This is a genomic window from Streptomyces fradiae (genome assembly GCF_041270065.1).
GTDB lineage: Bacteria > Actinomycetota > Actinomycetes > Streptomycetales > Streptomycetaceae > Streptomyces.
This window is the reverse complement of sequence record NZ_CP065958.1, coordinates 2,040,764-2,064,731: the sequence shown is the minus strand read 5'-3', so window position 1 is coordinate 2,064,731 and position 23,968 is coordinate 2,040,764. Positions and strand designations below refer to the sequence as shown.

Annotated in this window: 22 protein-coding genes; 14 read left to right on the top strand and 8 right to left on the bottom strand. The window is 73.2% G+C overall.

Annotation, left to right across the window (positions count from 1 at the left end; genetic code table 11):
- The first annotated feature begins 20 nt into the window (after positions 1-20).
- Positions 21-1,391, top strand: coding sequence for an MATE family efflux transporter (locus JAO84_RS09275; protein ID WP_370412092.1), 1,371 nt, complete (start codon positions 21-23; stop codon positions 1,389-1,391).
- Here JAO84_RS09275 and JAO84_RS09270 read toward each other — a convergent pair.
- The gene (locus JAO84_RS09270; RefSeq protein WP_370412090.1) at positions 1,349-2,662 is read right to left on the bottom strand and encodes a glycosyltransferase 87 family protein; all 1,314 of its coding nucleotides are present in this window, start codon (positions 2,660-2,662) and stop codon (positions 1,349-1,351) included. The genes JAO84_RS09275 and JAO84_RS09270 overlap by 43 nt on opposite strands.
- Before the next feature lie 88 nt (positions 2,663-2,750).
- On the opposite strand from JAO84_RS09270, the gene JAO84_RS09265 reads away from it, so the two are divergent.
- A complete protein-coding gene (locus JAO84_RS09265; RefSeq protein WP_370412088.1) occupies positions 2,751-3,893 on the top strand; it encodes a glycosyltransferase family 4 protein in 1,143 nt (380 codons plus the stop codon).
- A gap of 11 nt (positions 3,894-3,904) precedes the next feature.
- Here the strand turns inward: JAO84_RS09265 and JAO84_RS09260 are convergent, their stop codons facing one another.
- A complete protein-coding gene (locus JAO84_RS09260) occupies positions 3,905-4,426 on the bottom strand; it encodes a hypothetical protein (RefSeq protein ID WP_370412086.1) in 522 nt (173 codons plus the stop codon).
- A 125-nt stretch (positions 4,427-4,551) separates the two neighbouring features.
- Entirely contained in the window at positions 4,552-6,348 is a 1,797-nt protein-coding gene (locus tag JAO84_RS09255; RefSeq protein ID WP_370412084.1) for a long-chain fatty acid--CoA ligase, read from the bottom strand.
- A gap of 258 nt (positions 6,349-6,606) precedes the next feature.
- On the opposite strand from JAO84_RS09255, the gene JAO84_RS09250 reads away from it, so the two are divergent.
- From JAO84_RS09250 to JAO84_RS09225, 6 genes are all read left to right on the top strand, one after another.
- Positions 6,607-7,374 carry a metallophosphoesterase gene (locus tag JAO84_RS09250; RefSeq protein ID WP_370412082.1) on the top strand — a complete coding sequence of 256 codons (768 nt, stop codon included), beginning with the start codon at positions 6,607-6,609 and terminating at the stop codon, positions 7,372-7,374.
- A 69-nt stretch (positions 7,375-7,443) separates the two neighbouring features.
- Positions 7,444-7,887, top strand: a complete 444-nt coding sequence (locus JAO84_RS09245) for an SRPBCC family protein (RefSeq protein WP_370412080.1) — start codon at positions 7,444-7,446, stop codon at positions 7,885-7,887.
- 57 nt (positions 7,888-7,944) lie between these two features.
- Positions 7,945-9,078: an ArsA family ATPase gene (locus JAO84_RS09240; RefSeq protein WP_370412078.1), complete on the top strand. Its 1,134-nt coding sequence runs from the start codon at positions 7,945-7,947 to the stop codon at positions 9,076-9,078.
- Positions 9,079-9,140: 62 nt separating this feature from the next.
- Positions 9,141-9,653, top strand: coding sequence for a DUF5304 domain-containing protein (locus JAO84_RS09235; RefSeq protein ID WP_370412076.1), 513 nt, complete (start codon positions 9,141-9,143; stop codon positions 9,651-9,653).
- Between the two features lie 66 nt (positions 9,654-9,719).
- Positions 9,720-10,661 (top strand): ROK family glucokinase, encoded by a 942-nt coding sequence (locus JAO84_RS09230; RefSeq protein WP_370412074.1) that lies wholly within the window; start codon positions 9,720-9,722, stop codon positions 10,659-10,661.
- A gap of 72 nt (positions 10,662-10,733) precedes the next feature.
- Positions 10,734-11,477 (top strand): endonuclease/exonuclease/phosphatase family protein, encoded by a 744-nt coding sequence (locus JAO84_RS09225; protein ID WP_370412072.1) that lies wholly within the window; start codon positions 10,734-10,736, stop codon positions 11,475-11,477.
- Between the two features lie 230 nt (positions 11,478-11,707).
- Here the strand turns inward: JAO84_RS09225 and JAO84_RS09220 are convergent, their stop codons facing one another.
- Positions 11,708-12,484: a hypothetical protein gene (locus JAO84_RS09220; protein WP_370412070.1), complete on the bottom strand. Its 777-nt coding sequence runs from the start codon at positions 12,482-12,484 to the stop codon at positions 11,708-11,710.
- On the bottom strand, positions 12,384-13,175 hold the full coding sequence (locus tag JAO84_RS09215; RefSeq protein ID WP_370412068.1) for an alpha/beta hydrolase: 792 nt from the start codon (positions 13,173-13,175) through the stop codon (positions 12,384-12,386). Before JAO84_RS09215 ends, JAO84_RS09220 begins: the two co-directional genes overlap by 101 nt.
- Positions 13,176-13,372: 197 nt before the next feature.
- Here JAO84_RS09215 and JAO84_RS09210 point away from each other — a divergent pair, with 197 nt between their 5' ends.
- From JAO84_RS09210 to JAO84_RS09190, 5 genes are all read left to right on the top strand, one after another.
- Entirely contained in the window at positions 13,373-14,104 is a 732-nt protein-coding gene (locus JAO84_RS09210; protein ID WP_370412066.1) for a lysophospholipid acyltransferase family protein, read from the top strand.
- 35 nt (positions 14,105-14,139) lie between these two features.
- Positions 14,140-15,369 (top strand): MacS family sensor histidine kinase, encoded by a 1,230-nt coding sequence (gene macS, locus JAO84_RS09205; protein WP_370412064.1) that lies wholly within the window; start codon positions 14,140-14,142, stop codon positions 15,367-15,369.
- 38 nt (positions 15,370-15,407) lie between these two features.
- Positions 15,408-16,055 (top strand): response regulator transcription factor, encoded by a 648-nt coding sequence (locus JAO84_RS09200; protein WP_265861909.1) that lies wholly within the window; start codon positions 15,408-15,410, stop codon positions 16,053-16,055.
- Positions 16,056-16,168: 113 nt separating this feature from the next.
- On the top strand, positions 16,169-17,158 hold the full coding sequence (locus tag JAO84_RS09195) for an ATP-dependent 6-phosphofructokinase (protein WP_370412062.1): 990 nt from the start codon (positions 16,169-16,171) through the stop codon (positions 17,156-17,158).
- A 78-nt stretch (positions 17,159-17,236) separates the two neighbouring features.
- Complete coding sequence (locus JAO84_RS09190) at positions 17,237-18,235, top strand: 2-hydroxyacid dehydrogenase (RefSeq protein ID WP_370412060.1); 999 nt, start codon at positions 17,237-17,239, stop codon at positions 18,233-18,235.
- 5 nt (positions 18,236-18,240) lie between these two features.
- Here JAO84_RS09190 and JAO84_RS09185 read toward each other — a convergent pair whose 3' ends face one another.
- The 3 genes from JAO84_RS09185 to JAO84_RS09175 all read right to left on the bottom strand — a co-directional run bounded on the left by JAO84_RS09185 (position 18,241) and on the right by JAO84_RS09175 (position 22,392).
- On the bottom strand, positions 18,241-20,124 hold the full coding sequence (locus JAO84_RS09185; RefSeq protein WP_370412058.1) for an anthranilate synthase family protein: 1,884 nt from the start codon (positions 20,122-20,124) through the stop codon (positions 18,241-18,243).
- Between the two features lie 103 nt (positions 20,125-20,227).
- Entirely contained in the window at positions 20,228-20,284 is a 57-nt protein-coding gene (locus JAO84_RS09180) for a trp operon leader peptide (protein WP_101392327.1), read from the bottom strand.
- A gap of 83 nt (positions 20,285-20,367) precedes the next feature.
- Positions 20,368-22,392: an N-acetylmuramoyl-L-alanine amidase gene (locus tag JAO84_RS09175; RefSeq protein WP_370412056.1), complete on the bottom strand. Its 2,025-nt coding sequence runs from the start codon at positions 22,390-22,392 to the stop codon at positions 20,368-20,370.
- Positions 22,393-22,573: 181 nt separating this feature from the next.
- Between JAO84_RS09175 and JAO84_RS09170 the strand changes: the two genes are divergently transcribed.
- Entirely contained in the window at positions 22,574-23,920 is a 1,347-nt protein-coding gene (locus JAO84_RS09170; RefSeq protein ID WP_265861691.1) for a class II 3-deoxy-7-phosphoheptulonate synthase, read from the top strand.
- Positions 23,921-23,968: the final 48 nt, after the last annotated feature.

Here is a 23,968-nt window from a genome sequence, read left to right as displayed (position 1 = left end):
GAAAAGAGGGGGATCTGTTCATGGCCACTGCGAAGGAATCCGCGAGGGAACACCGCCGCACGCTCGTCCGGCTCGCCGGGCCCGTCTACCTCGAACTCCTCGCCGGAGTCGCCGCCGGGATCATCAACATGGTCTGGGTCGCCCGGCTCGGCGGGGACGCCGTCGCCGCCGTCGCCGTGGCCACCAACGTCGAGAACCTGCTCCTCGGCGTCGTCCTCATGGCCGCCTCCGGCACCACCGTGCTCGTCGCCCGCGCCAGGGGTGCCGACGACCCCGCCGCCCTGCGCTCCGCCGTCCGCGGCGGCGCGGCCCTCGGTGCCCTGCTCGTCCCGCCCGTCGCCCTCGGCGGCTACCTGCTGCGCGACCCGATCGCCGCGCTGCTGCTCGGCGGCTCCGGCCACCCCGCGCACGGCCTCGCGACCGCCTACTTCGCGATCTCGCTCCCGGGCACCGCCGTCTTCTTCGCCACCACGGTCCTGGACGGCGTCCTCAAGGGCACCGGCGACACCCGCACCCCCATGCGGCTCGCCTTCCTCGCCAACGGGCTGATCCTGGTCCTCGACCCGTTCCTGGTCCACGCGTACGGGGTGCGGGGCGCCGCCGTCTCCACCGTCATCGGCCGTACGGTCGCCCTCGCCGCCGGACTGCTCGCGCTGCGCCGCAACGCGCATCTGAGGGCCGCCCGCGCGGCCCGTCCGGCCATGGGCACCGCCACGGCCGTGCGCCGCACCGCCGCCCTCGGCCTGCCGATGTCCGTCGACTTCGTCGTCCGGATGGGCGGCGCGCTCGCCCTCGTCTCCGTCGTCGCCCGCCTCGGCGTCACCCAGATCGCCGCCTACGGCATCGCCACCAAGGCCATGTACGTCGCCACCATGGCCTTCTACGCCGTCAAGCAGGCCGCCTCCATCCACACCGCGCACCTGCTCGGCGGCGGCAGCGACGAGCGCGGGGCCGTCGGCCGGCAGGCCCTCGTCCTCGGCGGGCTGACCGGGGCGGGCGCGGCCGTCCTGCTGCTGCTCGCCGCGGGCCCGGTGATGCGCGGCTTCGGCGCCGAGCCCGCCGTCGCGGCGGCCGGCGCGCTGTTCCTGCGCGGCATCGGCCCGTATCTGCTGCTCATGGCCGGGTTCATCGCCCTCGCCGGGGTCTTCGAGGGCAGCGGCGACTCACCGAAGCTGGCCAGGATCACCGTCGCCGGCGTGCTGCTCCAGCTCCCGCTGGCGTACGCGCTCTCGGCCGCCCTCGGCCTCGCCGGGATCTGCCTGGCCATGGCCCTCGCGATGGCGGCCCAGTGCGCCGCTCTCGGTCTGCTGCGCCGCCGGGCCGCCCGGGCCGCGGCCCGGGCTCGGGCTCAGGAGGAGACCGAGACCCGGTCCCTCTCCCTGTCGCCCTGAGCGCCCGCCTGCGCCGGCAGCCGGACCGGGGCCGCGGCCGCCTCCAGGCGCGGCTCCGTGACCGTCTGCCGCCACAGGATCCGGCAGGCCGAGACCGTGGCCGCGACCAGCAGGGCGTTGCGGATCAGGAGCAGCCCGACGCCCAGCGGATCGCTGTCGCCGACGTGCGAGAACCACACCGGGAACTCGAACTGCGTCACCGCCGTCGCCCACAGCACCAGATGGGCCGGCCTGCGCATCCGGGTCGACCGGTAGGCCAGACAGACCGCCGCCAGGCCCACCAGCCAGATCATGTACTGGGGGCTGATCACCCGGCTCGTCGTGGTGAACAGCAGCAGCGCCACGAAGGCCGCGTCCGCCGTCGTGGAGGTGGTGCGCCGGCGGGCCCTGAACCACCACACGAGCAGCCAGCCGAAGGACGCCACCGTCAGCAGCATCGCCAGGGTGGACACCGTCTTCACACCCGGGCCGAGGAACTCGATCGAGCCGTAGTTCATCCGCGCCTCGCCCGGCCAGCCGAAGTGCCGGGCCACATGGAAGGGCAGCGCGCCCAGCGACTCGATCTCCGTGCCCCGGTCCCGCTGGAAGCCCAGGAAGGCCAGCGCGCCCGGCGCCGCGAGCCCGCAGGCGAGCAGCACCCCGGCCCCGGTGCCCGCCGCCGAGGCGACCGAGCGGAACGCCGCCCGGCCGCGCGCGGCGCCCGCGAGCAGGAGTATCGGCCACACCTTCAGCGTCGCGCCGAACCCGGCGAGCGCGCCGAGCACCGCCGGGCTGCGCACGGCCGCGAGCAGCCCGGCCACCGCGACCGCGGTCACCATCAGGTCGTAACGCGAGTACGCGGTCGGGCCGAGCAGCGGCACCCCGGCCAGCCACAGCCACGCGCCCCGCGTCGACCGGCCGGGCCGCCGCCCCGCGTACGTGAGCAGCCCGAAGACCAGCGCGTCGCAGCACAGCGCGAGCACGAAGAAGGCGGCGGAGTAGCCGAGGAAGGGCAGCAGGGCGGGGGAGAGGATCGCGAGCGCGGCGGCCGGCGGGTACTGCCAGGTGACGTCGTCCAGCGGGTACGTGCCGGTGCGCAGCACCTCGTACCAGCCCTGGTAGATCTCCTCGACGTCGCTCGTGACGTCGGGACCGGGGATCACCACGACCTTGAAGACGGTCAGCAGGATCAGCACCCGGGTGAAGGCCCACAGTCCGAGCGCCTGGGTGAGCCGTCCGGCGCGGGCGCCCGCGAGGCCGTCGCGTATCACCGTGCCCACTGCGCCCGTCATACCTGTCCTGTTCCTGTCCTGTCGGTCCGCCGCGGGCGGAGGGTGGTGGTGCCGGGCTCGGTGGGCGATCGCGGTACTGTCGGCCACGATGCACAAGACCCTGATCGTAACGAACGACTTTCCGCCCCGTCCGGGCGGAATCCAGGCCTTCCTGCACAACATGGCGCTGCGGCTGGATCCCGACCGGCTCGTGGTCTACGCCTCCACGTGGAAGCGCAGCCGCGAAGGGATCGAGGCGACCGCCGCGTTCGACGCGGAACAGCCTTTCACGGTCGTCCGCGATCGCACCACCATGCTGCTGCCGACTCCTCGGGTGACCGCGCGGGCGACGGCCCTGCTGAAGGAACACGGCTGCGAGTCCGTGTGGTTCGGCGCCGCCGCCCCGCTCGGCCTGATGGGCCCGGCGCTGCGGCGGGCGGGCGCGAAGCGGCTGGTCGCCACGACACACGGGCACGAGGCCGGCTGGGCGCAGCTGCCCGCGGCCCGGCAGCTGTTGCGGCGGATCGGCGAGGGCACGGACACGCTCACCTACCTCGGCGAGTACACCCGCTCGCGGATCGCCTCGGCGCTCACGCCGGCCGCCGCGGCGCGGATGACGCAGCTGCCGCCGGGCGTCGACGAGAAGACCTTCCACCCCGACTCGGGCGGCGCCGAGGTCCGCGAACGGCTCGGTCTGAGCGACCGCCCGGTCGTCGTGTGCGTCTCGCGCCTCGTCCCGCGCAAGGGCCAGGACACCCTGATCCTCGCGATGCCGGAGATCCTGCGCCGGGTGCCGGACGCGGTCCTGCTGATCGTCGGCGGCGGTCCGTACGAGCAGGAGCTGCGGAAACTCGCCGCCCGTACCGGTGTCTCCGCCTCCGTGCGCTTCACCGGGGCCGTCCCGTGGTCGGAGCTCCCCTCCCACTACGGCGCGGGCGACGTCTTCGCCATGCCCTGCCGCACCCGCCGCGGCGGCCTCGACGTCGAGGGCCTCGGCATCGTCTACCTGGAGGCCTCCGCGACCGGCCTCCCGGTCGTCGCCGGCGACTCGGGCGGCGCCCCCGACGCCGTCCTCGACGGCGAGACCGGCTGGGTGGTCCGCGGCGGCGTCCCCGAGGAGACCGCCGACCGCGTCGCCACCCTGCTCCTCGACCCGGAGCTGCGCGCCCGCATGGGCGAGCGCGGCCGGCGGTGGGTCGAGGAGAAGTGGCGCTGGGACCTGCTGGCGGAGCGGCTCAAGGAGCTGCTGTAGCCCGTCCCCCCCTAGGCCGGCAGGTAGTCCGTCAGGGCGCAGCCGTCGACGAGGAGTTTCTCGTTGCGGTAGCCGTCCGGGACCTTGAAGTCCTTGTCGCAGGTGAAGAGCAGGACGTCGGACTTCAGCAGGGCGCGGGCGGTCGCTTCGTCGGCCGCCGCCAGGGCGAAGTTCTGGCCGAGCAGGACCTGGACGCCCTTGCCGCTCGCCGCCGCGGCCTTGTTGGCCTCCTGGAACTTCTCCATGTCGGAGACGGACAGCAGGGTGACGGTGTCCTTGCTGTCGTTGCCGCACACCGCGCGCTCCCTGACCGCCCAGGCCGGGTCCGCGGCCTGTTCGGAGAGCGGGCCGTCGGCGGTGCGGCGCAGGTCGCTGCACATGGTGTGGGCGGCGACCAGTTTCTCGATGGCCGCCAAGTCGCCGGCCGCGGGCAGCCCGGCGTCCTCGCCCCAGCTGTCACCGGCACATCCGGTGACGGCGACGAGGGACGCGAGGGCCGCGCCCAGGACGGCGGCGGTGCGCTTGAGCCGCATGGCTTCCCTTTCACTTCGGTGTGTACGGAATTGGGCGTTCCGCCCCTGACGCGCGCGAACGCCCCCGGCCGACCCGTGAACCGGGCCCGCCAGGGGCGTTCCGAACGACCGTCAGGCGCGAACCGTCAGGCGCTGTAGATCGCCTCGATCTCGTCGGCGAAGTCCTTCGCCACGACATTGCGCTTCAGCTTCAGCGACGGGGTGATGTGCCCCGCCTCCTCCGTGAACTGCGCGGACAGGATACGGAACTTCCGCACCGACTCCGCCTTCGAGACCGCCGCGTTGCCGTCGTCGATCGCGCGCTGGATCTCCGCGTTCAGCTCCGGGTCCTCGCGCAGCGAGGCCGCGGTCGAGCCGGCCGGCTTGCCGTGCTCGGCCGCCCAGCGGCCCAGGAACTCCTCGTCGACCGTCACGAGCGCGCCCACGAACGGGCGTCCGTCGCCGACCACCATGCACTCCGCGACCAGCGCGTGCGCCCGGATCCGGTCCTCGATGACCGCCGGGGCGACGTTCTTGCCGCCCGCCGTCACCAGGATCTCCTTCTTCCGGCCGGTGATCGCGAGGTAGCCGTCCTCGTCGAGCGTGCCGATGTCACCGGTGTGGAACCAGCCGTCCGCCAGCGCCTCGGCGGTCGCCGCCTCGTTGTTCCAGTAGCCGGAGAAGATGTGCTCGCCGTGCAGCAGCACCTCGCCGTCGTCGGCGATCCGCACCACCGAGCCCGGCAGCGGCTGGCCGACCGTGCCGATCTTCTGCCGGTCCCACGGGTTGAACGCGGTCGCCGCGCAGGACTCCGTCAGGCCGTAGCCCTCCAGGACCGAGAAGCCGATGCCGCGGAAGAAGTGCCCGAGCCGCTCGCCCAGCGGCGCGCCGCCGGAGATCGCGTACTCGCCGCGCCCGCCGAGGACGGCGCGCAGCTTCCCGTACACCAGCTTGTCGAAGATCTTGTGCTTCAGCCTCAGACCGAAGGACGGGCCCTGCGGGGTGCCGAGCGCCCGGCTGTAGGCGATCGCCGTGTGCGCGGCCTTGTCGAAGATCTTGCCCTTGCCGTCGGCCTGCGCCTTGGCCCGGGCCGAGTTGTAGACCTTCTCGAAGACCCGCGGGACGCCGAGGACCATCGTGGGCTGGAAGGAGGCCAGCTCGTCGGTGAGGGTCTTGATGTCGGGCAGACAGCCCAGCTTGATCGGCGCCATCACACAGCCGACCTCGATCAGCCGGCCGAAGACGTGCGCGGCCGGCAGGAACAGCAGCGCCGAGGACTCGCCCGTACGGAAGAGCGGCTTCAGCCGCTCGACCACGTTGCCGCACTCGGCGAAGAACGCCCGGTGGGTCAGCACGCAGCCCTTGGGGCGGCCGGTGGTGCCCGAGGTGTAGACGATCGTCGCCGGATCGTCCGCGTTCGCCGACGACATCCGCTGGTCGAGCAGCTCGTCCGAGACGTCCGCGCCGTCCGCGGTCAGCCGCGCCACCGCGTCGTCCTCGATCTGCAGCACGGTCTTCAGGGCCGGCAGGCCCGCCCGCACCGACTCCACCGAGGCCTGGTGCGCCGCGCTCTCCACCAGCGCCAGGGAGGCGCCCGAGTCGCCGAGGATCCACTGGATCTGCTCGGGCGAGCTGGTCTCGTACACCGGCACGGTGATCGCGCCCGCGCTCCAGATCGCGAAGTCGAGCAGCACCCACTCGTAGCGGGTGCGGGACAGTAGGGCCACCCGGTCGCCCGGTTCGACGCCGGCCGCGATCAGACCCTTCGCCGCCCCCTGTACCTCGGCGAGGAACTGCTTGGCGGTGACGTCCGTCCAGACGCCCCCGACCTTGCGCGCCATCACGGCGACGTCTGGGTGCTGGGAGGCGTTGCGGCGGATGAGATCCGTCAGGTTGCCGTCCGTGGGGACCTCGTACAGGGCCGGAAGGCTGAACTCGCGCAAGACTGCTGCTCCTCATCGGGCTCCGGCGCCACGGCTCTGTGTGATGCACCGGTGCGGTCCATGATCGGGCAGGTGCTCGGTGGGGGGCGAGCACGACTGTGGACTGCCCGGACGTTACCCATCAGTACACAGTTCCCGATAGGGGGTCCGGGGCAGATGTTCCATGCGTCACACGAGCACGGCCGTTCTGGGCGCACAGTAGTCGACCGCTTTCCCGACTCCCAAGTAACCGCAGGTCCGACGCCCTAGGGTGAGTCCATGAGGATCAATGTGGTGAGCGACGTGCACGGCAACACGGGAGCCCTCGCCAGAGCGGGGGAGGGTGCCGACGCCCTGATATGCCTCGGGGACCTGGTCCTCTTCCTCGACTACGCCGACCACTCCCGGGGCATCTTCCCCGACCTCTTCGGCGTCGAGAACGCCGACCGGCTCGTCGAGCTGCGCACCGCCCGCCGCTTCGACGAGGCCCGTGACCTGGGCCGCCGGCTCTGGGGCGAGCTCGGCATCGACCGCGCCACCGCGATCGAGTCCGCCGTCCGCCGCCAGTACGCCGAGATGTTCGCCGCCCTGCCCGCGCCCACCTACGCCACCTACGGCAACGTCGACATCCCCGGCCTCTGGTCCGAGTACGCCGGCCCCGGCACCACCGTCCTCGACGGCGACCGGGTCGAGCTCGGCGGCCTCGTCTTCGGCTTCGTCGGCGGCGGGCTGCGCACGCCCATGCGCACGCCGTACGAGATCTCCGACGAGGAGTACGCGGCCAAGGTCGAGGCGCTCGGCGAGGTCGACGTGCTCTGCTCGCACATCCCGCCGGACCTGCCCGAGCTCACGTACGACACCGTGGCCCGCCGCTTCGAGCGCGGCAGCCGCGCCCTCCTCGACGCGATCCGCCGCACCCGCCCCCGCTACGCCCTCTTCGGCCACGTCCACCAGCCGCTGGTCCGCCGCATGCGGGTCGGCGCGACCGAGTGCGTGAACGTCGGCCACTTCGCGGCGACCGGACGCCCGTGGACCCTGGAGTGGTGACGGCCCCGTGATGACGGCGCGATAGCCTTCGGGCAGATACGGATCGCGTCCATACGAGGAGCCCCCGCGATGGCGGAACACACCAGCTCGAGCATCACCATCGAGGCGGCCCCGGCCGAGGTCATGAGCGTCATCGCCGACTTCGCCCGCTACCCCGAGTGGACGGGCGAGGTGAAGGAGGCCGAGGTCCTGTCGACGGACCCGGCCGGCCGCGCGGAGAAGGTCCGCCTGCTCCTCGACGCGGGCGCGATCAAGGACGACCACACCCTCGCGTACACCTGGACCGGCGACAACGAGGTCTCCTGGACCCTCGTCAAGTCCCAGATGCTCCGCTCCCTCGACGGCTCCTACCGCCTGGCCCCGACGGCCGGCGGCGCCTCCACCGAGGTCACCTACCAGCTGACCGTCGACGTCAAGATCCCCATGCTCGGCATGATCAAGCGCAAGGCGGAGAAGGTCATCATCGACCGCGCCCTGGCGGGCCTGAAGAAGCGGGTCGAGTCCGGGAAGTAGCGGGCACCGCCCCGGCCCGCGACGAAGCGCGGAGCGCACCGCCGGTACCGTCGGCGCATGCGGATCATTCTTGTGACCGGTACCGGCGGCGCCGGGCGGACTTCCGTCGCGGTGGGGACCGCGCTCGCCGAGGCGCGGGCCGGGCGGCGGGTGCTGCTGGTGTCGGGGGAGGCGGGGGGCCCGGGCGACCTGGGGCCCGGCGGGCCGGAGGTGCTCGTGCCCGACCCCGCCACCGACTTCCGCCGCGAGTTCCTCGCCTTCCAGGCCCGCTCCACCACCGCCCTCGACCTCCTCGGCGCCACGCCCTTCGAGGACGCGGAGCTCACCGAGCTGCCCGGCAGCGGCCAGGTCGCGATGCTGCGGGCGATCCGGGACGCGGCCGCCGGGGACTGGGACCTCGTCCTGGTCGAGCTGCCGCCGGTCCGCGAGGCGCTCGCGCTGCTCGCCCTGCCCGTCCAGCTGCGCCGCTATCTGCGCCGGCTGCTGCCGCCCGAGCGCCAGGCCGCCCGGGCGCTGCGCCCGATGCTCGCCCAGCTCGCCGGCGTACCGCTGCCCGCGCAGTGGCTGTACGAGACCACCGCCCGCTGGGAGGCCGAGCTCGCCGCCGTCCAGGACGTCGTCGACTCCCCGGACACCGCCGTACGCCTTGTCGTCGAACCCGGCCCCGCCGCCGAGGACGCCCTGCGCACCGCCCGGCTCGGCCTCGCCCTCCAGGGCCTCGCCCTCGACGGCGTCGTCGCCAACCGGGTGCTGCCCGCCGACTCGCCCGACCCCTGGTTCGCCGCCCTCGCCGCCGAGCAGCACCGGCACCTCGCCGCGCTCCGCGAGGCCCGCCCGGAGCTGCACGAGCTGCCGCACCTCGGGCGCGACCCGCGCGGCGCCGAGGACCTGGCCCTGCTCGCGGTGCCGGTCGGCGAACCGGCCGCCCCCGCCGAGTGGACCGTCGAGGACCGCCGCGCGGCGGACGGCATCCTGGTCTGGCACGTCCCGCTGCCCGGCGCCGTCAAGGGCGCGCTCTCGCTCGTCCGCCGCGGGGACGAACTCCTCCTCGCCGTCGGCCCGTTCCGCCGCGCCGTACCGATGCCGCCGGTGCTGCGCCGCTGCACCGTCACCGGCGCCGGACTCGTCGACGGCGACTTGCGGATCCGGTTCGCCCCGGACCCCGGACTGTGGCCGAGGACCGCTCCCTGACCCGTACCGGGGCGTCTCCGGGGCGTGTACCGTCGACCGTAGAAGCCCCTAAGGAGTACGCCATGAGCGATTCGGACGCCTGGGCCCGGGCCTGCGCCGAAGACCTGGAGGCCGAGAAGGCCCGCCGCCGCGCCACCCGCGGGGAGGAGCCCGGCAGCCCGGCCGAGGAGTTCCGCAAGCTCTTCGATGCCGTCGCCGACAAGCTCTCCGGCCTCGGCGGCCCGCTCGCCGGTCCCGCCGCGGGGCAGGCGGCCGCGACCGTCAAGGAGGTCGTCAACCAGGCGAAGGCGCTCGTCGAGCCCGTCATCGAGCGCAACCCGCAGGTCTTCGACCACCTCGCCGCCGCCGGCAACGAACTGCTCGCCGCCTACCGCTCCGCCGTCCAGGGCCAGGAGGCCCGCTGGACCCGCGGCGACACCCAGCAGGCCACCGGGCAGGCCACCGGCGCGGCACCGGCCGCCGAACCGAAGGGTGAGCCGAAGGCCGAACCGAAGGCCGACGACAAGCGGGACGGCAAGCCCGGCGACGGGCCCGACGAGGCCCCCGGCGGCGGCCAGCACATCGACCTGGACTGATCAGGAGGGGCGCCCTCCTCGGGTACGGTGGGCCTTAGCGGGGCTCGACCGAAAACTGAGGGACACATGGGACTCACCATCGGCGTCGACATCGGCGGCACGAAGATCGCGGCCGGCGTGGTCGACGAGGAGGGCAACATCCTCGACACCCACACCGTGCCCACCCCGCCGACCCCCGAGGGCATCGTCGACGCCATCTGCGCAGCGGTCTCCGAGGCCGGCAAGGGGTACCAGATCGAGGCCGTCGGCATCGGAGCCGCGGGCTACGTCGACGACAAGCGCGCCACCGTCCTCTTCGCGCCGAACATCGACTGGCGGCACGAGCCGCTGAAGGACAAGGTCGAGCAGCGGGTCGGCCTCCCCGTCGTGGTCGAGAACGACGCCAACGCGGCCGCCTGGGGCGAGTACCGCTTCGGCGCCGGCCAGGGCCACGAGGACGTCATCTGCATCACGCTCGGCACCGGCCTCGGCGGCGGCATCATCATCGGCAACAAGCTGCGCCGCGGGCGCTTCGGCGTGGCCGCCGAGTTCGGCCACATCCGGGTCGTCCCGGACGGTCTGCTGTGCGGCTGCGGCAGCCAGGGCTGCTGGGAGCAGTACGCCTCCGGGCGCGCCCTCGTCCGCTACGCCAAGCAGCGCGCCGCCGCCACCCCCGAGAACGCCGCGGTGCTCCTCGCGCTCGGCGACGGCACCCCGGACGGCATCCAGGGCAAGCACGTCAGCGAGGCCGCCCGCGCGGGCGACAAGGTCGCGATCGACTCCTTCCGCGAGCTCGCCCGCTGGGCCGGCGCCGGCCTCGCGGACCTGGCCTCGCTGTTCGACCCCTCGGCCTTCATCGTCGGCGGCGGTGTCTCCGACGAGGGCGAGCTGGTCCTCGACCCGATCCGCAAGTCCTTCCGGCGCTGGCTGATCGGCGGCCAGTGGCGGCCGCACGCGCAGGTGCTCGCGGCGCAGCTCGGCAACAAGGCCGGTCTGGTCGGCGCGGCGGACCTGGCCCGCCAGGGCTGAGCGTCCACTCGTTCGTGCGCGTGCCCGCCGTGCCCTCTGGGGCGCGGCGGGCGCGGCGTTTATGTTGACCGCATGGCGATCAGTGAGCTGCCCAACTCCCGTACCGAGCCCGATGGTTCGGCCGTCGTCCGGATCCTCTCCTACAACGTGCGCTCGCTGCGGGACGACGAGGACGCGCTCGCCCGGGTGATCCGGGCCTGCGCCCCCGACCTCGTGTGCGTCCAGGAGGCGCCGCGCTTCTTCCGCTGGCGCAAGCACGCGGCCCGGCTGGCCGCGAAGAGCGACCTGGTCGTGCTCGGCGGCGGCGCCACCGCCGCCGGTCCGCTGCTGCTGTGCTCGCTGCGGGCCACCGTGGAGCACACCGAGGACGTGCTGCTCCCGCTCACCCCCGGCCTGCACCGCCGAGGCCTCGCCACCGCCGTGGTCCGGCTCGGCGGTGCCCGGCTCGGCGTGATCAGCTGTCACCTCAGCCTGTCCGAGCGGGAGCGGTACGCGCAGGCGGGCCTGGTCCTCGACCGGGTGGCCGGGCTCGGCACGCCGTACGCGATCGTCGCCGGCGACCTCAACGAGCGCCCCGGCGGCCCGGCCTGGACCCGGCTGACCAAGGAGCTCCAGGAAGGCCACGCGACCGCCCCCTGGGGCACCACCCCCACCTTCCCGGCCTCCGCCCCCGACCGCCGCATCGACGCGATCCTCGCCACCCCGGGCGTCGAGTTCCTCGCCTGCGGCGTCCCGACGGGCCTGGACCGCGCCGACCTCCACACGGCGACGGACCACCTGCCGGTGCTGGCGGTGGTCCGTGTGCCGGCGGCCTGAGCCATGACGCCCGGCGGTCGGAGGCCGCCGCAGCCGCCCGAAGCCCGTGAGGCGCCCCGGGCGCCGAGCGGTGCGAGGGGGGCGTTGAGAGGCTCAGCCCACCTGCCGGTGCTGGCGGTGGCCCGTGTGCCGGCGGCCTGAGCCACGACGCTCGGCGGTCGGAGGCCGCCGCAGCCGCCCGAAGCCCGTGAGGCGCCCCGGCGCCGAGCGGTGCGAGGGCGGCAAGAAAATCAGACCACCGCGCCCCGGCCCGGGTCGTCGAAGCCGTCGTCGTCCTCGTCGTCGCCCTTCATCCGGGCCACCAGCGTCACGAAGCCGCCCAGGAAGCCGCCCACGCACAGCGTGGTGAGCCACCAGGTCATGTCCCACTGGAGGAGGACGGCGAGCAGCATCAGGACCGGGCCGCCGACCACCGCGAGCCAGGCGAACTTGGTGGTGGTGTCGGCCTCCGGGAGCGGCGGGGGCTCCGGCGGGATGAAGTGGCCCTCGTCGGCGCCGGACGCGCCGTCGCCGTCCGCCGGCTCGTCGGGGTCGGCCAGCGAGTAGTCGCGCGGGCCGCCGCCGAGGCGCACACCGGGGGCGAAGACGATCGACGAGCCGAGGGCCGGCGCGTCACCCGGCTCCTCCGGCCCCGCCTTCTCGTCCTCCGGCGGCTGCGGCCTGCGGAACTTGTCCGGCTTCTCCGCCGGAGCCGTCGCCGTCCCGGCCGGCGCCGCGGGCTCCTCGTCCTCCGGCAGGTCCGGCAGCGCCAGGTCCTCCACCGGACGGACCTGGCGCGAACCGGGGGTCCCCCCGGCGAAGCCAGGGGGCGGGTCCGCCGGCTCCTCCCCGTACCCCGCGACGATCGCGGCCCACGCCGCCTCCTCGTCGATGGGCTGCGGCTCCCGCTCGTTGCCGTCCTGCTGCTCAGCCACCGCTTGCGACTCCCCTCTCCCCGATCTCCCCGCGCAGCTCCGGGGCGAGCCGGGTGACGAACGCCCAGCTCTCCTCGAAGATCCGCTCCGCATCGTGGTCCAACGTCGCCACGTGGTAGCTCTGTTCCAGCACGATCTCCTTCACGTCCGTGGACGAGATCCGGCTGAGGATCCGGGCCGAGTCGGCCGGCGGCACGACATGGTCCTGCGGGCTGTGCAGCAGCACCACCGGCTGCGTGACCTGCGGCAGCTCGCCGTCGACCGCCTGGAAGAAGCGCCGCAGCGAGTGCGCCGCGTGCAGCGGCACCCGGTCGTACCCCACCTCGGCCACGCCGGCCTTGGCGATGTCGCTGGCGATGCCCTTGGTGGAGGGCACGAAGTGCCGGGCGACCGGCAGCGCGTACGCCGCGAGCCCGTGCACCTTGTTGCCCGGGTTGACGAGCACGATGCCGCTGATCGCGTCGCCGTGCCGCGCCGCGAGCCGCAGCGTGAGCGCGCCGCCCATCGAAAGGCCCATGACGAAGACCCGCTCGCAGCGCGCGGTCAGCTCGCGCAGCTCGCGGTCCACCTCCGCGTACCAGTCGTGCCAGGTGGTGAGCTGCATGTCCTGCCAGCGGGTGCCGTGCCCGGGCAGCAGCGGCAGCGCCACCGTCAGTCCGCGCCCGGCCAGGTACTCGGCCCAGGGGCGCAGCGACTGCGGGGACCCGGTGAATCCGTGACAGAGGAGGACGCCGACCTCTCCGCCCTCGTGGCGGTAGGGCTCGGCTCCAGGAAGGACCGGCACGGGGTCTCCTGTTCGGGGTTCGACGACGAAAAGGGGAAGGCTTTCACCGTACGCGACCGGACCGACACCGACCAGGTCCGTCGGCAGAAGGTCCGTCCGCACGAAGGGGGCCACGAGGAGCGCGGGATCAGGAGGAGAACGGGATAAGGTCGCCTTGACGGGCACACGGAAGGCATGGCGAGTTGATCTACGGCGCAATGAAGTTCTCCCTCGGGGGGTCCCTGAAGCTCGCCTTCAGGCCCTGGGTCGAGGGCATCGAGAACATTCCCGCCGAGGGGCCGGCGATCCTCGCGAGCAACCACCTGTCGTTCTCCGACTCCTTCTTCCTGCCCGCCGTGCTCGACCGCAAGGTGACCTTCATCGCCAAGGCCGAGTACTTCACCACCCCGGGCGTCAAGGGCCGGCTGACGGCCGCCTTCTTCAAGGGCGTCGGACAGCTCCCGGTCGACCGCTCCGGCGCCCGCGGCGCCGGCGAGGCCGCGATCAAGGCCGGCATCGAGGTCATCGAGGGTGGCGGCCTGTTCGGCATCTACCCCGAGGGCACCCGCTCGCCCGACGGGCGGCTCTACCGCGGCAAGCCCGGCGGTCTCGCCCGGGTCGCCCTTGCCACCGGCGCGCCGGTCATCCCGGTCGCCATGATCGACACCGAGAAGATCCAGCCGCCCGGCAAGGTGCTGCCCAAGCTGATGCGCCCGGGCATCCGGATCGGCAAGCCGCTCGACTTCAGCCGCTACCGCGGCATGGAGGGCGACCGCTTCATCCTGCGCTCGGTGACCGACGAGGTCATGTACGAGATCATGAAGCTCTCCGGCCAGGAGTACGTGGACATCTACGCGACCGCCGCCAAGCGGCAGATCGCGGAGGCCGAGAAGGCCGCCAAGGAGGCCGTCAAGGCCGAGATCGCGGCACGGGAAGAGTCCGGCGCCTGACCCTGCGAGGGGGGCGCCCGGGGGTGGTGGGGGAGATGGCCAGGCGCGAACGGGTCGTGCGGATGTCGGTCGAGCAGCCGCTGTGGCGCGCGCTCACCGGCTACCGCGTGCTCACCATGGTGTACGCGGTGCTGCTCGGCGGCTTCGGCCGGGACCGCTTCGAGCGGCCCTGGGTCGCCGTCGCCTTCCTCGCCGTGATGTGCGTATGGACCCTGGCCACCCTGCCGCAGGTGTCCGGCGCGATCCGCTGCACCAAGCGCTTCCTGGCCGTCGACCTCGCCCTCGCGCTCACCGGCATCCTGCTCACCCCGGTCGCCGACGTGCAGGCGCAGACCGTGGACGGGCCCACCCTGCCGTCCATCTGGGCGGCCGGCGTGGCCCTCGCGTACGCCATCAAGGGCGGCTGGCGCTGGGCGGCCTTCGCCTCCTCGCTGATAGCCGCCGCCAACCTGGTCGCGCGCGGCGAACCCAGCCTCGACACCCTGCACAACGTGCTCCTGGTGTGGGTGGCCTCGGTCGCCGTCGGCTACATCGTCGAGGTCGCCCGCGCCTCCGAGCGCACCCTCGCCCGGGCCCTGGAGATCGAGGCCGCCACCCGCGAACGCGAGCGGCTCGCCCGCGACATCCACGACAGCGTGCTCCAGGTCCTCGCCATGGTGCAGCGCCGCGGCACCGCCCTCGGCGGCGAGGCGGCCGAGCTGGGCCGGATGGCCGGCGAGCAGGAGGTCGCGCTGCGCACCCTGGTGGCCGGCGGCCTCACCCGCCGCTCGCACCTCTCCGAGGACGAGTCGGAGGGCGCCGTCGTCCGGCTCGTGGAGGAGCCGGAGGACCTGGCGGACGACGTGGACGTCGATCTGCGCACCCTGCTCGCCCCGCGGGCCGGCGCCAAGGTCACCCTCTCCGACCCCGGCACCCCCGTCCCGCTGCCCGCCCCGGCCGCCCGCGAGCTGGCCGCCGCCGTCGGCGCCGCCCTCGACAACGTACGGGTGCACGCGGGCGACGGGGCCCGGGCCTGGATCCTGGTCGAGGACTGGGGCGACGAGGTCATCGTGACCGTACGGGACGACGGCCCCGGCATCCCCGAGGGCCGGCTCGTCCAGGCCGAGGGCGAGGGCCGGATGGGCGTCGCCCTGTCCATCCGGGGCAGACTGCGGGATCTCGGCGGCACCGCCGAACTGATCTCCGTGCCCGGACAGGGCACCGAAGTGGAACTGAAGGTCCCGCGCGCACCGCGCGAGCGACGGGGGAAGGCAGGAGCGAAGTGAGCGAGCAGCAGGTGGACGGGCAGCGGCCGGTCAGGGTGATGGTCGTCGACGACCACCCGATGTGGCGGGACGCGGTCGCCCGCGACCTCGCCGAGGCCGGCCTCGACGTGGTGGCCACCGCCGGGGACGGCGAGCAGGCGGTACGCCGGGCCGCCGCGGTCGACCCGGACGTGCTGGTCCTCGACCTGAACCTGCCCCTCAAGCCGGGCGTCCAGGTCTGCAAGGAGCTGGTCGGCGCCAACCCGCGGCTTCGGGTCCTGGTCCTCTCGGCGAGCGGCGAGCACGCCGACGTCCTGGAGGCCGTGAAGTCCGGCGCCACCGGCTATCTGCTGAAGTCGGCCAGCACCGAGGAGTTGATCGACGCGGTGCGCCGCACCGCCGTCGGCGACCCGGTCTTCACCCCGGGCCTGGCCGGTCTGGTCCTCGGCGAGTACCGCCGGCTCGCCTCCGAGCCCGCCCCCGCGCCCGGCGCCGACGAGCCCAAGGCCCCGCAGCTCACCGAGCGGGAGACCGAGGTGCTGCGGCTGGTCGCCAAGGGCCTCAGCTACAAGCAGATCGCCGAGCGCCTGGTCATCTCGCACCGCACGGTGCAGAACCACGTCCAGAACACCCTCGGCAAGCTCCAGCTGCACAACCGGGTCGAGCTGGTCCGTTACGCCATCGAGCGCGGCCTCGACGACGCCTGACCGGCGGATCGCCGGACCGGGCCGGGCGATTCACCCGCGTCGCCGTGCCGGTGTGACCCGGGTCACCACTAGCGTGAGCCGCACCCCCCACGTACGGCGAAGGAGTGCGGCCCATGCGCGTCGGTGTGCTGACCGGCGGAGGCGACTGCCCCGGCCTCAACGCGGTGATCCGCGCGGTCGTCCGCAAGGGCGAGCAGGAGTACGGCTGGCGCTTCACCGGCTTCCGGGACGGCTGGCGCGGAGTCGTCGAGGGCGACACCGAACCCCTGGACGTACGGGCCGTGCGCGGCATCCTGCCGCGCGGCGGCACCGTCCTCGGCTCGTCGCGCACCGACCCCTTCGCCGCCCCCGACGGGGTGCGCCGGATCCGCGAGAACCTGGCCAAGCACCGGATCGACGCCCTGGTCGCGATCGGCGGCCGGGGCACCCTCGGGCACGCCGCCCGGCTGCACGCCGAACACGGACTGCCGGTCGTCGGCGTCCCGAAGACCATCGACAACGACCTCTCGGCCACCGACTGGACCTTCGGCTTCGACACCGCCGTCGGCATCGCCACCGAGGCAATCGACCGCCTCCACACCACCGCCGACTCGCACCGCCGGGTCCTCGTCGTCGAGGTCATGGGCCGGCACACCGGTTGGATCGCGCTGCACGCCGGGCTCGCCGGCGGCGCCAACGTGATCCTCGTGCCCGAGCAGCGCTTCGACCTCGACCAGGTGCTCGCCTGGGTCGCGGCCCGGTTCCGCGCCACCTACGCCCCGATCCTGGTCGTCGCCGAGGGCGCCCGGCCGCGCTCAGGGGGCCCGGAGCAGGGCTCCGTGGGGGAGTGGCTGGCCGCCGAGATCGAGCGGCGCACCGGCAAGGAGGCCCGCACCACCGTGCTCGGGCATGTGCAGCGCGGCGGCAGCCCGAGCGCCTTCGACCGCTGGCTGGCCACCCGTTTCGGACTCCACGCCGTCGACGCCGTACGGGACGGGGCGTACGGGACGATGGTCGCCCTGCGCGGTACGGAGGTGGTGCGGGTGCCGCTGGCCGCCGCGACCGCGCGCATGAAGACGGTGGACCCGGCGCTGTACGCCGAGGCGGGGGTGTTCTTCGGCTGAGCGGCCGGGCGGGCGAGCGTATATTCGCCCTTATTCGCCCTTGATTCGGACGAAACCGGTACATCCCTGGAGGGGCCCGTGGAGATCCTGGCATTCGGCGTGCAGGCGGACGAGAAGCCGCTGATCGAGAAGGCCTTCGCAGGACACCACGAGGTCCGCTGCCTGGACGTCTTCCTCACCGAGGACACCGCGCCCATCGCCGCCGGCTACGAGATCGTCTCCACCAGCGTCAACGCCGTCCTCGACCACCGGGTGCTGCAGACCCTCGCGGCCGGCGGCACCCAGCTGATCGCCCAGCGCTCCACCGGCTTCAACAACATCGACCTCGACGTGGCCGAACGGCTCGGCCTCACCGTCGCCCGCGTCTCGTACTACTCGCCCTACTCCGTCGCCGAGTTCGCCTGGACCCTCGCGACGGCCGTCAACCGGCGCATCGTCCGGGCCTCCAACCGCACCCGCGACTTCGACTTCCGGCTCGACGGGCTGATGGGCCGCGACCTGCGCGGCCGCACCGTCGGCGTCCTCGGCACCGGCAAGATCGGCGAGGCCTTCACCCGGATCGCCCACGGCTTCGGCATGAGGCTGCTCGGCTGGGACATCGCCGAGAACCCGGCCTGCGCCGAACTCGGCATGACGTACACCGACAAGGAACGCCTCTTCGCCGAGGCCGACCTGATCAGCCTGCACGTGCCGCTGCTGCCGGACACCCACCACATCGTGGATGCCGCCGCGCTGCGCTCGATGAAGGACGACGCGATCCTGGTGAACTCCAGCCGCGGCGGCCTGATCGACACCGAGGCCCTGGTCGGCGAACTGCGCGCCGGCCGCTTCGCCGGGGTGGGCCTCGACGTGTACGAGGCGGAGGCCGGGCTCTTCTTCCTCGACAAGTCCCTGGCGGGCATCGAGGACGACACCCTGGCCCGCCTGGTGACCTTTCCGAACGTGGTGGTCACCTCGCACCAGGCGTACTACACGGTCGACGCGGTGGGCCAGATCATCGACACCACGGTCCAGAACGTTCTCGACCACCTCGCCGGGAGGCGCAGCGAGAACGTCCTGGTCCCGCGGATCCCGTAGCACCGTCAGACGAGCACCCCGGCGAGCAGCGAGGCCGTCACCGCCGCCCCGTCCATGGTCAGGACCGACTCCGGGTGGAACTGCACCCCCGCGAACCCCGGGCCGCGCAGCGCGTGCACCTCGTCCGACGCGGCGTCCCGGCTCACCTCGATCCGGTGGAGGGCCAGTTCGGTCGCCGTCCGGTCGTCGCAGCGCGCCGTGAAGCTGTTGTAGAAGCCGACCGTCTGCTCCTGCCCGAACAGGTCGATCCGCACCTGCGCGCCCTGGAACGGGGTCCGCTTCCGCACGATCTCCAGGCCCAGTTCGGCGGCGATCAGCTCGTGCCCCAGGCACACTCCGAGCAGACCGTGCCGGTGCTCCCGCAGCAGCTCCGCCGTGAGCCCGCGCAGGAAGCGCATCTTCGGGTCGGCCGCGTCCTGCGGGTCGCCGGGGCCCGGGCCCAGGACGACCGGGCCCTCGTGGGCGAGGGCGAGCTCGCGCAGGCCCGGCTCGTCGTAGCGGAGCACCGAGACCTCCAGGCCCGAGGAGCGCAGCAGATGCGCGAGCATCGCGGTGAAGGTGTCCTCGGCGTCGATGACGAGCGCGTGGCCCGACAGCTCCGCCGACCGGACCTGCATCTTCAGCCAGAACGGCGCCAGGTCGGCCCGCCGCGCGTCGAGCGCCGCCCGCACCCGCGGGTCCTCGGCGAGCCGGGCCGGCGCCGTGTCCTCCGCCCGCGGCCGCCCCTCCCGTACCCCCAACGCCGCCAGCACGCCCGCCGCCTTGGCGTGGGTCTCGGCGACCTCGCCCGCCGGGTCGGAGTGGCGCACCAACGTGGCGCCGACCGGGACCCGCAGGGTGCCGTCCGCGTCGATGTCGGCGGTACGGATGAGGATGGGGGAGTCCAGGGTCTGCGCGCCGTTCTCGTCGGTGCCGAGCAGCGCGAGCGCGCCCGCGTAGTAGCCGCGCCCGCCGACCTCGTGGCGCTCGATCACCCGGCAGGCGTTCTGCAGCGGGGACCCGGTGACGGTCGCCGCGAACATCGTCTCGCGCAGCACCTCGCGCACATCGAGCGAGGACCGGCCGCGCAGCTCGTACTCGGTGTGGGCGAGGTGCGCCATCTCCTTCAGGCGCGGTCCGATCACCACCCCGCCCCGGTCGCCGACCGTGCACATCATCTTGAGCTCCTCGTCGACCACCATCGACAGCTCCTCGGTCTCCTTGCGGTCGGCCAGGAACGCGAGCAGGTCCTCGGGGGTCGGCGCGGTGCCCGCCGGGTAGCGGTAGGTGCCGCTGATCGGGTTCATCACGACCGTGCCGCCGGACATCCGGACGTGCACCTCGGGGCTGGCCCCGACCAGGGTGCGCTCCCCTGTGTGCACGACGAAGGTCCAGTACGCGCCCCGCTCGCCCGCGAGCAGCCGCCGGAACAGGGCGAGCGCGTCGGCCCGTCCGAAGCCGGGGATCGCGCCGGTGAAGGTGCGGCGGATGACGAAGTTGGCGCCCTCGCCGGACCCGATCTCCTCGTCGATGACCCGGCGCACGATCCGTCCGTACTCCTCGTCGGAGACGTCGAAGCCGCCGCCCTCGACCTTCACGTCATGGGCCGGGAGCCGGTCGAGGGCCTCGGTGAGCGGCAGCTCGTACGCCTCGTCGGCGACGAGCACGGAGAGCGGGGTGCCGTCGTCGCGCACGTCGAAGCCGCGCTCGCGGATCTGCCGGAAGGGCACGAGCGCGAGTGCCGGCCGCTCGCCCACCGGCAGCTCGGCGAGCCGCTCGGCCTCGTGCACCCGTCCGATCAGCACCTCGACGGTGTCGTGGTCGCGGCCCGGGGTGCGCCGGCGCAGCAGCGCGAAGGGCGGGCAGGAGTCGTCGAGGAGACGGGAGAGGACCGTGGGATCGGTGTCCATGAGCGGGTGGTTCCTTCCGTGGGAGTCGGAGAGGAACGGCCTCGCGGGTACGAGAAAGGCCGCCCCTCGGGCGGCCTTCGCGTCGGTCTGGATGTACGCGCAGTCAGTGGGCCGCCGGATGAGCGGTCCACCACCAGTTCTGGTTCGAGTGCGCGAACATGCGAGCACTGTAGCCCAGCCCGGCCCCCGGAGGGGCCGGTTGTCCGGGTGTCGGACGATCGGGTCGGTGTCGGACGGTAGGTGTCAGACGACCGTGACCTGGTCGGCCTTCACCCACGCCAGCCGGTGGCCGTAGCGGATCGGGATGTACGTGTCGGTGCCGACGACGTTCTGCTGCGCGGAGCCGAAGAAGTCGTCGCCCCGCACCGCCGGGCCGGCCTTCGCGTACGCCTGGCCCGCGGGCAGCGCGTACCTGGTCAGATGGTCGGGGCTGTCCGTCGGGGCCTCCAGACCGGCGGCCTGGTAGGCGGCGGTCTCGGGGTAGGCGCGCCCGTACAGCCGCACGGTGACGCCGGCCTTCGCCCTGACCACCGTGGGGGAGCCGGGCACCGGCGCGGTGTACCGGCCGCCGGGGTTCTGGAACCAGGCCTTCTTCCCGCCGTACCAGATCGCCGTCCAGTCGGTACGGGACTCGGCGACCACATAGGTGCCGCCCGCGCGGACCTTGTTCGCCCAGTTCGAGCCCTCGGACCACAGCGAGCTGAAGTACGGGTCGGTCAGGGTCGGCGAGGCCGTCGACGGCTCGGTGTAGAGGTAGCCGAAGTTGGCCGGGCGCGGGGTGGCTGCGGTGCCGCCGTTGTACGTGAGCCTGGGCTGGTTGGCCGTGGTGAACGGCGGCACCACCCGGACCACCTGCCCGGCCCGGAGCGCCCCGCCGGCGCCGGGGTCGCCGGTCGGCGCGCCCATCAGGGCCATGAAGTGGTTCCAGTCCCAGTACGGGCCCGGGTCCCAGTGGGTCCTGCCCGCATAGCCGTCGAGCTGCATCGGCACCTCGTCGTGGCCGATGACGTGCTCGCGGTCGAGCGGCACGCCGTACGTTCCGGCGAGGTACTTCACCAGGGCGGCCGTCGACTCGTACTGCGGCTCGGTGTACCAGCTGCTCTCGCCGATCGCGTAGCCCTCGTGCTCCACGCCGATCGAGTGCATGTTGAGCGTCCAGTTCCCGGCGTGCCAGGCGAGGTCCTTGTTCTCGACCAGCTGGGTGACCAGACCGTCCGAGGCGCGCACCAGATAGTGGGCGCTGGCCTTGACCGCCGGGTCGGTGAGCGCGGCGAGCGAGCCGTCGTAGCCGCCCTCGGTGTCGTGGATGACGATCTGCCGGATGTCGACGCCCTGGCCGGGGCGGGCGGCGGGCGTGTAGTTGCGGGTGCCGTCGGCGGCGGTCCGTGAAGGGACGAAGGTGCAGTTCAACGACGCCGGGCAGGCGGGCGTCGGGACGGTCCTCGTGCTCGCGAAGGCGGCCGCGAGCGGCAGCCGCGCCGGCTTCCGCGGCCGTACGGACGGGTCGGCCGGCAGCACGACCTGCTCGCCGTCCGCGGTGAGCTCCCGCTCGCCGGTGCGGATCGACTCGTAGACCCGGCGGGCGAACAGCTCGGCGCCCTCGGGGTCGGTGGCCTGGCTGTAGCGCGCGACCGCCGGGTACCAGGCGCCGGGGGCGTCCGGCAGCTCTTCGCCGTCGGCGGCCTCGCGCTGGTAGGCGGCGAGCAGCGCCGCACCGGCCCGGATGCTTGCTGCCGGGTCGTGCTTCAGCTCCTCGGTGGACGCGCCGGTCAGCCCGGCGGCCCTGTCGAGGGTGTGCAGCCGCGGGTCGGTGGTGTCGACCGGCTCCTTCGGCAGCACCTTCAGCACCCGGGAGGCCACGAAGGTCCGCTCGATCTCCGGCCGCCCGCTCTCGTTGAGATGCGCGAGCCGCTCCCGGTCGTCGGGCCGCTCGACGTCACCCGGCTCGACCTTGGTAAGACCCATGACGTTGTAGGCGCCGGTGGTGCTGGGCTCGCCGCCGTGGGACTCCCAGCGGGTCTGCCGGTACGCGACCGCCATGAGCACGCTGCGCGGTACGCCGTACGCGCGCGCCGCGTCGTCGAACGCGGCCTGCAGCGAGCGGGCCTGCGGCGAGGGGGCGCCGCCGCTCTTGCCGTCCGGGCCGCCGCCGAGGACGCCGGGGGCGGCGACCGCCAGGGTGCCGAGCGTGGCGCCCGCGACGACACCCGCGAGTGCGCCGTAGAGCAGTCGTCTCTTCCTGCGGTCGTTGCGGTGTCGGTGGATCACACCCAGCCCTCGGTTTCGGTTGTCCGGTTCGGGCGTCGGAAGGCCCGGAACGTCACAGCGGTGTTCAACGCGCGGACCTGCGGAAGGTGTCGGTCGCGGGGCCGCGCGGCACGCCCGTGTCTCAGTCATTGGTCAGCGGGACGAGACGGGGCGAAGACCCCGTACTGTGGTCCATGTGACCGTGAACGCTGATACCCACGCCGTCGCCCAGGCGACCTGGCGAGACCTGCCCGCGGCGCAGCAGCCCGAGTACCCCGATGCCGAGGCTCTGCGCGATGTGATCGCGGACCTCGAGTCGTATCCTCCGCTCGTCTTCGCCGGCGAGTGCGACCAGCTGCGCGCCCGGATGGGAGCCGTCGCCCGTGGCGAGGCGTTCCTGCTCCAGGGCGGCGACTGCGCCGAGGCCTTCGACGCCGTGTCCGCCGACCACATCCGGGCCAAGCTCAAGACCCTGCTCCAGATGAGCGCCGTCCTCACCTACGCGGCCTCCGTGCCCGTCGTGAAGGTCGGCCGCATCGCCGGGCAGTACTCCAAGCCCCGCTCGAAGGGGACCGAGACCCGCGACGGCGTGACCCTGCCGACCTACCGCGGCGACTCCGTCAACGGCTTCGACTTCAACGAGAAGGCCCGCGTCCCGGACCCCGAGCGCCTGAAGCGGATGTACCACGCCTCCGCCTCGACGCTGAACCTGGTCCGCGCCTTCACCACCGGCGGCTACGCCGACCTGCGCCAGGTGCACGCCTGGAACCAGGACTTCGTGAAGTCGTCCCCGTCCGGCCAGCGTTACGAGCAGCTGGCGCGCGAGATCGACAACGCGCTGAACTTCATGAAGGCCTGCGGCACCGACCCGGCCGAGTTCAAGGCGGTCGAGTTCTACTCCTCGCACGAGGCGCTGCTGCTCGACTACGAGGGCGCGCTGACCCGCACCGACTCGCGCACCGGCAAGCTGTACGACACCTCCGGCCACATGGTCTGGATCGGTGAGCGCACCCGCCAGCTGGACCACGCGCACATCGAGTTCGCCTCGCGGATCGCCAACCCGATCGGCATCAAGCTGGGCCCGACGACCACTCCGGAGGAGGCGCTCACCTACATCGAGCGCCTGGACCCGGACCGCGAGCCGGGCCGGCTGACCTTCATCGTCCGGATGGGCGCCGACAAGGTCCGGGACAAGCTCCCCGAGCTGGTCGAGAAGGTCACCGCCTCGGGCGCGACGGTCGCCTGGGTGACCGACCCGATGCATGGCAACACCTTCGAGGCGGCCTCCGGCCACAAGACGCGCCGTTTCGACGACGTGCTCGACGAGGTCAAGGGCTTCTTCGAGGTCCACAAGGAGCTGGGCACCCACCCGGGCGGCATCCACGTCGAGCTCACCGGTGACGACGTCACCGAGTGCGTGGGCGGCGGCGACGAGATCTTCGTCGACGACCTGCACCAGCGCTACGAGACGGCCTGCGACCCGCGGCTCAACCGCAGCCAGTCGCTGGACCTGGCCTTCCTCGTGGCCGAGATGTACCGCGATCAGTAAGTAGCTTCCTACGACAGTGGGGCGCGGATCCTTGTGATCCGCGCCCCA